The sequence below is a fragment of the Actinomadura sp. NPDC000929 genome (assembly GCF_040492065.1).
In the GTDB taxonomy this organism is placed as follows: domain Bacteria; phylum Actinomycetota; class Actinomycetes; order Streptosporangiales; family Streptosporangiaceae; genus Spirillospora; species Spirillospora verrucosospora.
In genome coordinates this window covers 1-8575 of record NZ_JBEUPA010000232.1, presented here as the reverse complement: position 1 = coordinate 8575, position 8575 = coordinate 1, and the positions used below count along the sequence as shown (strand labels likewise).

Annotated in this window: 11 protein-coding genes; 8 read left to right on the top strand and 3 right to left on the bottom strand. The window is 72.7% G+C overall.

What is annotated here, in order from left to right:
• From ABWI04_RS40345 to ABWI04_RS40335, 3 genes are all read left to right on the top strand, one after another.
• Positions 1–230 (top strand): glycerol-3-phosphate dehydrogenase C-terminal domain-containing protein (locus ABWI04_RS40345; RefSeq protein ID WP_353835700.1); only part of this gene is annotated, 230 nt, incomplete at its 5' end.
• Between the two features lie 73 nt (positions 231–303).
• Positions 304–1218 (top strand): ferredoxin family protein, encoded by a 915-nt coding sequence (locus tag ABWI04_RS40340; protein ID WP_353835699.1) that lies wholly within the window; start codon positions 304–306, stop codon positions 1216–1218.
• Between the two features lie 186 nt (positions 1219–1404).
• On the top strand, positions 1405–1701 hold the full coding sequence (locus tag ABWI04_RS40335) for a WhiB family transcriptional regulator (RefSeq protein WP_075901375.1): 297 nt from the start codon (positions 1405–1407) through the stop codon (positions 1699–1701).
• 282 nt (positions 1702–1983) lie between these two features.
• Here the strand turns inward: ABWI04_RS40335 and ABWI04_RS40330 are convergent, their stop codons facing one another.
• Genes ABWI04_RS40330 through ABWI04_RS40320 form a run of 3 tightly spaced genes read right to left on the bottom strand, consistent with a single transcriptional unit; the run spans position 1984 to position 4765 of the window.
• Positions 1984–2721 carry a phosphoribosyltransferase gene (locus ABWI04_RS40330; RefSeq protein ID WP_353835698.1) on the bottom strand — a complete coding sequence of 246 codons (738 nt, stop codon included), beginning with the start codon at positions 2719–2721 and terminating at the stop codon, positions 1984–1986.
• Between the two features lie 34 nt (positions 2722–2755).
• Positions 2756–3781: a phosphotriesterase family protein gene (locus ABWI04_RS40325; protein WP_353835697.1), complete on the bottom strand. Its 1026-nt coding sequence runs from the start codon at positions 3779–3781 to the stop codon at positions 2756–2758.
• A gap of 39 nt (positions 3782–3820) precedes the next feature.
• Positions 3821–4765 carry a YihY/virulence factor BrkB family protein gene (locus tag ABWI04_RS40320; RefSeq protein WP_345184657.1) on the bottom strand — a complete coding sequence of 315 codons (945 nt, stop codon included), beginning with the start codon at positions 4763–4765 and terminating at the stop codon, positions 3821–3823.
• Positions 4766–5115: 350 nt separating this feature from the next.
• Between ABWI04_RS40320 and ABWI04_RS40315 the strand changes: the two genes are divergently transcribed.
• The 5 genes from ABWI04_RS40315 to ABWI04_RS40295 all read left to right on the top strand — a co-directional run.
• Entirely contained in the window at positions 5116–5298 is a 183-nt protein-coding gene (locus ABWI04_RS40315; protein WP_353835696.1) for a hypothetical protein, read from the top strand.
• Between the two features lie 272 nt (positions 5299–5570).
• Positions 5571–7238 carry a nitrite/sulfite reductase gene (locus tag ABWI04_RS40310; protein WP_378189011.1) on the top strand — a complete coding sequence of 556 codons (1668 nt, stop codon included), beginning with the start codon at positions 5571–5573 and terminating at the stop codon, positions 7236–7238.
• Positions 7239–7254: 16 nt separating this feature from the next.
• Complete coding sequence (locus tag ABWI04_RS40305; protein ID WP_345184662.1) at positions 7255–7425, top strand: Insertion element protein; 171 nt, start codon at positions 7255–7257, stop codon at positions 7423–7425.
• Positions 7422–8132 (top strand): phosphoadenylyl-sulfate reductase, encoded by a 711-nt coding sequence (locus ABWI04_RS40300; protein WP_345184664.1) that lies wholly within the window; start codon positions 7422–7424, stop codon positions 8130–8132. The genes ABWI04_RS40305 and ABWI04_RS40300 overlap by 4 nt, the downstream gene beginning before the upstream one ends.
• A gap of 8 nt (positions 8133–8140) precedes the next feature.
• Positions 8141–8575, top strand: a 435-nt coding sequence (locus tag ABWI04_RS40295) for a sirohydrochlorin chelatase (protein ID WP_353835701.1), incomplete at its 3' end; no start/stop codon positions are given.

Genomic DNA, 8575 nt, shown 5'->3' with positions numbered 1-8575 from the left:
CCGAGGCGCCGCTGCTGGCCGCGCTCGCCGGGCGGGACGCGGCGCTGCTGGAGCCGGTCGTCCCCGGGCTGCCGGTGACCGGCGCGGAGCTGGCCTGGGGTGTGCTGCACGAGGGCGCCCTCGACGCGGGCGACCTTCTGGACCGGCGCACCCGGATCGGGCTCGTGGCGAGCGACCGGGAGGCCGCCCTGCCCGCGGCGGAAGCGGTGCTCGCCACCCCGCTGGTTTGACCGTCGCGCCTTAGGTTACCCTTACCTAATCGATTTCAGCTCGACGGGGACGAACGATCGGCGGGGGGACTGCGTGACGCGCGGCAGAAGCTGCGGACACTGCCCGGGGAGCCACACCGGCGAGCGGCCGTGCCTGGCGACCGCCACCGTGAAGGCGGGCGCCTGGCTGCTCGTCGAGCACCCCGGCCCCTGGCCCGAACGCGTCGAGGACCTCGCCGGCCCGGGAGCGGTCGCCGACGCCGTGCGGGCGGCGAAGAAGGCGGGCGTCCGGCCGCAGCTGATCCGCCGGCCGGGCCGCCGCCGCGCCACCCCGCCCGTCCAGGTCTACGCCGGGTTCTCCCGCGGGGGCGAGGCCTGGATCGAGGGGCGCGAGCTGGCCGACCCGGCCGAGCTGGCGGCGCTCGACCTGGACGCGCTCGCGAAGGGCCGGTCGCCGGGCCTCGGGGAGCGGGTGGCCGAGCCGGTCCTGCTGGTCTGCACGCACGGGCGCCGCAACGCCTGCTGCGCCCGCACCGGGGCGCCGCTGGCCCGTTCTCTCGCGACGCGTTTCGATCGCCTCATCTGGGAAACCACCCATGTCGGCGGTGACCGATTTGCGGCGAATTTGGTATGTCTTCCCCACGGATTCTCGTACGGCGACCTCAGCGAAGCGGAGGCGAACGCGGCGGCGGACGCCTACCTGCGGGGCGAGGTCGTCCTCCCCAGGCTGCGCGGACGGGCGGGAGCCCCGGAGCCCGCACAGGCGGCGGAGCACTTCGTCCGCGCGCACACGGGACGGCTCGGGGTGGACGAGGTGAGCGTGGCGTCGATCACCGCGATCCCCGGAACAACCCGGCACGAAGCGGTTGTTCTTCTGAGGCGGAGCCGTTACCGGGCGGTCGTCGAAGCCGTCCAGCAACCCGACCCGTGCGGGACCGACTGCGGGGAGAACCAGAGAACCTACGTTGTTAGGGAACTCACCCTTCTCAACGAGGCGGCCCTCGTGTAATCTCTCTGAGGCCCCATTCGAGGGCTTCCCTGTCGCACGTCCCCAGGTTTCCGGAGTAACCGGACGGGGAACAGAGCGGCAACTCCAGACGTTGGAACATTCGGCGCTTCTCTGACTCTTGTCATCCGAAGTACGTCGAGCGTCCATGTCCTGAATTTGTTCGAAACCAATCAAGGTGGGTGTTCCATGGCTCAGGTACGTCGGCAGGCAAACCTCCCTCGTCCCAGCTGGGGCTGGCAGGACGCCGCGGCGTGCCGGGGGGAAGACCTCGTCCTCTTCTTCGGCCCCGACGGCGAGCGCCAGCCCGAGCGCGAGATCCGCGAGCGCAAGGCCAAGCAGATCTGCATGGGCTGCCCGGTCCGTACGGACTGCCTGGACTACGCGGTGTCCCGGCCCGAGAAGTACGGCACCTGGGGCGGCCTGAACGAGGACGAGCGCGCGTCCGAGCGCCGTCGCCGCATGCGTCGCGCCAACGCCGCCTGAACGAAGGCACAGGCCGCCGAAACGCTCCCATCGCGATCCCCGGCACGCCACCTAAAACGTCACGGCCCCGCCCCGCGGGGCCGTTTGCGTTGCCCGGGCCCGGTCCATCGCGACCGGGCCCGGGTTCTTCGTCACATCTGCGTCACAACCCGGTCACGTCGTTCACGACATTCCGGCGGGACGCCCTTTTACCGCACCGGCCCCGCAGATGTGGCCATTTCCCGAAAATTCGCGGACGCCATTCAGTCCCGACCTCCGGCGGCCCGGCCCCGGCTCCACGGGTCACTCCCGGCCCGGGTCCCCGGGCCCGCCCGGGGGCTCGCCGCCCGGCGGCGCGGCACGCCGCAGCCAGGCCGTCACGTCGGCGTCGCTGAGCTGTTCGAAGTCGCGGTACCACTGCCCCACGGCGTGGAAGTCCCAGGGTGCGACCGGCACGACCAGGTCGTCCACCTCCGCCTCCAGGCTCCGGACGGTCTCTGCGGCGCCCACCGGCACCGCGAGGACCAGCCGGGACGGTCCGCGCCCGCGCACCGCCCGCACGGCCGCGCGTGCGGTGCCGCCGGTGGCGAGCCCGTCGTCCACCACGATCACCGGCCTCCCGGCGACCGGCGGCAGCGGGCGGCCGCCCCGGTAGACCGCCACCCGGCGGTCCAGCTCGGCGCGCTCGGCCTCCACCGTGGGGGCCAGGTCGTCCTCGCGGAGCCCGAGGCGCGCCAGCAGGCCGTCGTCGAACACCGGGGCGCCGCCCTCGGCGATCGCGCCGACGCCGAGCTCCGGCTGCGGCGGGTATCCGATCTTGCGGGTCACCAGCACGTCGAGCGGCGCCCGGAGGTGCCGCGCGATCTCGTGGCCGACGGGGACGCCGCCGCGCGGCAGCGCGAGGACCACGGCCCCCTCCAGCCCCATCGTGGCGAGCCGTGCCGCGAGCACCCGGCCCGCCTCGGCGCGGTCGGTGTAGGGGAGCCGGACGGTTCCGGACCGCCCCCGGGCGCCTCCGCCCGCGAACCTGTTCCAGGGCATCGGGCGCACCCCCTTCCGGGGGTCCCCTACCCACTCAGGAAGCGGTGAGCCACCGCAGGGGGTTGTCGTGCAGGATCGCGCGGAGGGTCGCCTCGTCGGCGCCGGCGGCGCGCAACGCGGGCAGGAACGTCTCGAACAGGTACCCGAATCCGGCGCCGCCGTAGCGGGCGACCTGGGACATCCGCGCGACCCCGGTGCTCAGCAGCACCCGGTCGGCGTGCCCGGCGTCCAGCAGGTCCAGGACGCGGCGCACGCGGGCGCCGACGGCGGCGGCGTCCTCCCCCGCGAGGCCGAGCGTGCCGAACGAGACGTAGCCGCCGGACTCGGCGATCTTGCGGTGCTGGGCGGGGTCGTCCACCCGGTCCTGCTGCCCCACCGCCACGCGCCCGGGAGGCAGCCCCGCGGAGGTGAGGATCTCCAGCTGGGCGAGGCCCGCGCGCCCGTAGGTCGCGACCGGCAGCCCGGAGTAGCGGGCGGCCTGGGCGGCGGCGCGCAGGCACAGCTCCTCGGTCTCGGTCGGGGCCTCCCCCCAGGCGCCGATCTCGCCGATGACCCCGGGCAGCGAGTTCGTGCCGTCCATCCCGAAGCCGACCTCGGCGAGCAGCCGCTCGGCGAGCCGGTCGACCGCCGAAGCGCCCGGGTGCCCGCCCTCGCGGCCGGTCTCGAAGCCGGGGGCGGCGGGGGACGTCCCGCCGGCGAGGACCTCGCGGACGAACGCGGGGTGGAACGGCTCGGTGAACACGCCCGTCCCGGCCACCACGGCGACCCGGGCGCCGGCGCTGATGCGGGCGAGCGCGGCGGCGTTGCGTCCCATGCCCGAGCAGGTGAGGTCGACGACGAGGCCGAGGCCGTGGTCCTTGCGCAGGGCGTTCAGCTCCCGCTGGACGGCCTTCTCCTCGTCCAGCCACCGGTTCGGGTCGGAGGTGGCGAGCTGGGGGCGCGCCGGCCAGCGCAGGTCCAGCTGGAGGTGCTCGTGGGAGAGCACAGGCCCGGTGATGTCGGACGTCGCGATCGTGCCGGTCACGGTCCGCAGCCGGCCGGGCTCCTCACGGGGGGTCATGTCACGCGAGGTTACGACATGTTTGCCCTTATCAGGACCTCATTCGGGGTGGTTTTTACCCGTCGCTCCCTGGTCCCGCGGCACCTGGTCGGCCTGCGCCTCCAGTGCGGCGCGGATCCGGGCGGTGTCCCCGCTCGGCCACAACCGGTCGATCTCGGCGTTCAGCGCCGCCCCGATCAGCACCGCGAGCGCCGCCACGTACAGCCAGGCCAGCAGCGCGATCGCGGCGGCCAGCGAGCCGTAGACCGACACCCCGCTCAGCGAGCCGGCCAGGTAGATCCGCAGGACGAAGCTGCCCACGATCCAGATCAGCAGCGCGAGCGCCGCGCCGGGCGTCTGGCGCCACCAGGACGTCCGCACCGGGACGCTCATGTGGTACAGCAGCGAGAGGAAGATGATCGACAGGCTCACCACGACCGGCCAGTACAGCGCCTGGACGGCCTCGGTGCTCTCCGGCAGCGCCTGGCGGACCAGCGCGGGCCCGGCCACGATCATCGGGACCACGACGATCAGGGTCAGCAGCCCGATGAGGTAGAGCACGAACGCGCGCACCCGGGTGCGGATCACGCCCCGCACGCCCGACAGCCCGTAGGCGATCGTGATCGTGTCGACGTAGACGTTCGTCGCCCGCGACCCCGCCCACAGCGAGATCAGGAAGCTGACCGACACGATGTCGGGGCTGCCGCCCCGGATCACGTCGTCGATGAGCGGGACGACGACCGTCTTGACGGTCGGGCCGGTCAGCACCGTCTGGGCGTGCTCGATCACCCAGGAGCGCACCTCGGCGATCGTCTCCGAGCCGAACAGGCCGCGCAGGTGGCCCATCGTGCCGATGAGACCGATGACGAGGGGCGGCATCGACAGCAGGGCGAAGAACGCCGCCTCCGCCGCCAGCCCGGTGACGCGGTAGCGGAACCCGCCGATCGCGGTGCCCTTGATCAGCGTCCAGGCGATCCCCGCGGCGGCCCGCGCGTCGGCGTGCACGCGTGAGGCCAGGCGGTCCCGCCGGCGTCGCCGGGGACCCTCCGGGTCCTTCCCGGAGGGCGGATCCCCAGCCCGGGAGGCGCCCGCTGCGTCGGAGACGGTGGTCACACCGCCCCACCGTAGAGGGTTGCGCGCCCGGAACATGCCGCATCGCCCACTTCACTGGTCCGCTCCGCGCGTGGCGTGCCGATCGCCTCCCCCGCCCGGTCGTCCCGCGGGCCCGCCGCCCGTTCCCCGCACATCCCTTGCCCCATACCCGTTATGACGGCACAGAACGTTTCCCGGACCATGATCATCCGCACTCGACCTCGGTGAACCGGGCATTTGCCTTCATGGGTGACAATGGAGACATGATCTGCCCGTCGTGCCGCGAGCGCCACCACGAGGAGTGCCGTGGCGGCTCCTGGTGCGACTGCCAGCACCGGCCCGGGTCCGCCGCCCCCGCGTCCGGTGCGCCCGCCGCCGGGCGCCGCCCCGGCTCCGCGGACGGCGGGAAGGCCGAGCCTCCGGTGAACTGGAGGCGGCAGGGATGACGCATCTCACGCGTCCGCATGCCGGACGTAACTGGACAGTCCGCGAGACGGCATGTCAGAGTTCAGGTATGAGCGCCGCGGACCCGCTGCTGGCCAAGCGCCGGCACGTCGACTTCCTCCGCGTCCGCAGCGCGATCTGTAGGTGACGCTCCGACCACGCCCCTGTACAGCCGGGCGCGTGGCGCATCGGCGTCACCTTTGACTTCATCCTGCTCAGCGTCGAGCCGGCTGCCTCAGAGCGCCGGTGCGCTACGCGTCCCTCACGACCACAGATGAGGACGCGCACCGTGCCACCCGCGACCACACGCAAGAAGGCCGAGGGCCAGTGGGCCCTCGGCTACCGCGAACCGCTCAACAAGAACGAAGAGAACAAGAAGAACGACGACGGCCTGAACGTCCGCCGCCGGATCATCGACATCTACTCCAAGAGCGGTTTCGACTCCATCGACCCCGCCGACCTGCGCGGCCGGTTCCGCTGGATGGGCCTGTACACCCAGCGCAAGCCGGGCATCGACGGCGGCCGGACCGGCGCGCTGGAGGACGAGGAGCTCGAGGACCGCTACTTCATGATGCGGGTGCGCATCGACGGCGGCCAGCTGAGCGGCCCGCAGCTGCGCACGATCGCGGACGTCTCCACCCGCTACGCCCGCGGCACCGCCGACATCACCGACCGCCAGAACGTCCAGCTGCACTGGGTGCGGATCGAGGACGTCCCGGCGATCTGGGAGGCCCTGGAGGCGGTGGGGCTGCACACCACGGAGGCGTGCGGCGACGTCCCGCGAGTGATCATCGGCTGTCCGCTGGCCGGGATCGCGGCCGACGAGGTGGTGGACGCGACGCCGCAGCTGCGCGAGATCCACGACCACTACATCGGCTCCCCGGAGTTCTCCAACCTGCCGCGCAAGTTCAAGACGGCGATGTCGGGCTGCACGTCGCACTGCACCGTCCACGAGATCAACGACATCGCGTTCACGGGCGTGGTGAACGAGGCCGGCGAGACCGGCTACCAGGTGTTCGTCGGCGGCGGGCTGTCCACCAACCCGATGTTCGCGCAGAGCCTCGGCGTGTTCGTCAAGCCCGAGCAGGCCCGCGAGGTGTGGCACGGGGTCACCTCGATCTTCCGCGACTACGGCTACCGGCGGCTGCGCAGCCGCGCCCGGCTGAAGTTCCTGATGAAGGACTGGGGCGCCGCGAAGTTCCGCGAGGTGCTGGAGAAGGAGTACCTCGGGTACGCGCTGCCGGACGGCCCCGAGCCCGCCGCGCCGCTCGCCCGCCGCGACCACGTCGGGATCCACCCGCAGAAGGACGGCGCCTACTACGTCGGGTTCGCGCCCCGGGTCGGACGCGTGGACGGCGAGCTGCTCGGCGTCATCGGCGACCTCGCCGAGCGCTACGGCTCCGGCCGGGTCCGCACGACCAACGAGCAGAAGATGGTCATCCTGGACGTCCCGGAGCAGCACACCGAGGCGCTCGCCGACGAGCTGGCGAAGCACGACCTGCAGGTGCGGCCGTCCACGTTCCGCCGCCAGACGATGGCGTGCACGGGCATCGAGTACTGCAAGCTCGCCATCGTCGACACCAAGCAGCGCGCCATGGACCTGATCGACGAGCTGGAGAAGCGGCTGCCCGACTTCGACCAGCCGCTGTCGATCAACGTCAACGGCTGCCCGAACGCCTGCGCCCGCATCCAGGTCGCCGACATCGGGCTGAAGGGCCAGCTCGTCGTGGACGACGACGGCGAGCAGGTCGAGGGCTTCCAGATCCACCTCGGGGGGCGGCTCGGCGCGTCGTTCGGCAAGAAGGTCCGCGGGCTGAAGACCACCTCGGCCGGGCTCACCGACTACGTCGAGCGCGTCGTGCGCAGGTTCGACGAGCAGCGCACCGGCGCGGAGACCTTCGCCGAATGGGTGCACCGCGCCGACGAGGCGGACCTCAAGTGAGGGGGGCGGGTCGCGCATGAGCGAGCGGATGGCGCCGTTCCACTGCCCCTACTGCGGCGAGGAGAGCCTCGAACCCCGGGACGAGAACCCCGGGGCCTGGTTCTGCCCCGACTGCCTGCGTTCCTTCAGCCTGAAGTTCCTCGGTGTCGGTGCTCCCCGCACCGCGAGCAAGGAGGTCCCCCAGTGACCCTGCTGGAGACCGACAGACCCACCCTCGACCTTCAGGACATCGTCGAGTCGGCCGCCGCCGCGCTGGAGGGCGCTCCCACGCTGGAGGTCATCCGGTGGGCGGTCGCCACGTTCGGCGACCGCATCTGCCTCACGTCGTCCATGTCGGACGCGGCCCTGATCCACCTCGTGTCGAAGGTGAAGCCGGGAATCGACGTGCTGTTCGTCGACACCGGCTACCACTTCGCCGAGACGATCGGGACGCGCGACGCCGTCGAGGCCGTCTACCCGGTGAACGTCATCGACGTCACCCCGTCCCGGACGGTGGAGGAGCAGGAGGCCGCGCTCGGCCCGCGCCTGTACGGCCGCAACCCCGACCTGTGCTGCCACCTGCGGAAGGTGGAGCCGCTCGGCCGCGCGCTGGAGGGCTACATGGCCTGGTTCAGCGGCATCCGCCGGGACGAGACCGCCAGCCGCCGCGACCGCAGGGTCGTCGAGTGGGACCGCAAGCGCGGCATGGTCAAGGTGAACCCGATCCTGGGGTGGACCCAGGAGGACATGGACAACTACATCGAGGACAACGGGGTGCTGGTCAACCCGCTGCACTACGACGGCTACCCCTCGATCGGCTGCGCTCCGTGCACCCGTCCGGTCGCGCCCGGCGAGGACCCGCGCAGCGGCCGGTGGGCCGGGATGGGCAAGACCGAGTGCGGCATCCACCTGTGAGCGTCCCCATGGTCGCGGTGGCGCACGGGAGCAGGGACCCCCGCGCCGCCGCGACCGTCGCCGCGCTGCTCGACGCCGTCCGGGCGCGCCGCCCGGACATGCCCGTGCACGCCTCGTTCCTGGACCACGCGCCGCCCGCCCCCGACCGGGTGCTGGACGGCCTGGCCGGGGACGGCGTCGACGAGGCGGTCGTGCTGCCCCTGCTGCTCACCGCGGCCTACCACAGCAGGACCGACATCCCGGGCGTGCTGAACCGGGTGCGCGGCCGGCACCCGCGGCTCGTCCTGCGCACGGCGGGCACGCTGGGCCCGCACCCGCTTCTGCTGGACGCCCTGGAGCGGCGCCTGGCCGAAGCGGGCGTTGCGCCCGGCGACCCGGACACGGCGGTCGTGCTCGCCTCGGCGGGCTCCAGCGACGCGTCCGCCAACGCCGTGATCGCGCGG

Coding starts and splice junctions, on each gene's coding strand:
- ABWI04_RS40305 (WP_345184662.1), top strand. CDS start 7,255: ATGAGCGAGCGGATGGCGCCGTTCCACTGCCCCTACTGCGGCGAGGAG.
- ABWI04_RS40335 (WP_075901375.1), top strand. CDS start 1,405: ATGGCTCAGGTACGTCGGCAGGCAAACCTCCCTCGTCCCAGCTGGGGC.
- ABWI04_RS40325 (WP_353835697.1), bottom strand. CDS start 3,781: ATGACCCCCCGTGAGGAGCCCGGCCGGCTGCGGACCGTGACCGGCACG.
- ABWI04_RS40330 (WP_353835698.1), bottom strand. CDS start 2,721: ATGCCCTGGAACAGGTTCGCGGGCGGAGGCGCCCGGGGGCGGTCCGGA.
- ABWI04_RS40310 (WP_378189011.1), top strand. CDS start 5,571: ATGAGGACGCGCACCGTGCCACCCGCGACCACACGCAAGAAGGCCGAG.
- ABWI04_RS40315 (WP_353835696.1), top strand. CDS start 5,116: ATGATCTGCCCGTCGTGCCGCGAGCGCCACCACGAGGAGTGCCGTGGC.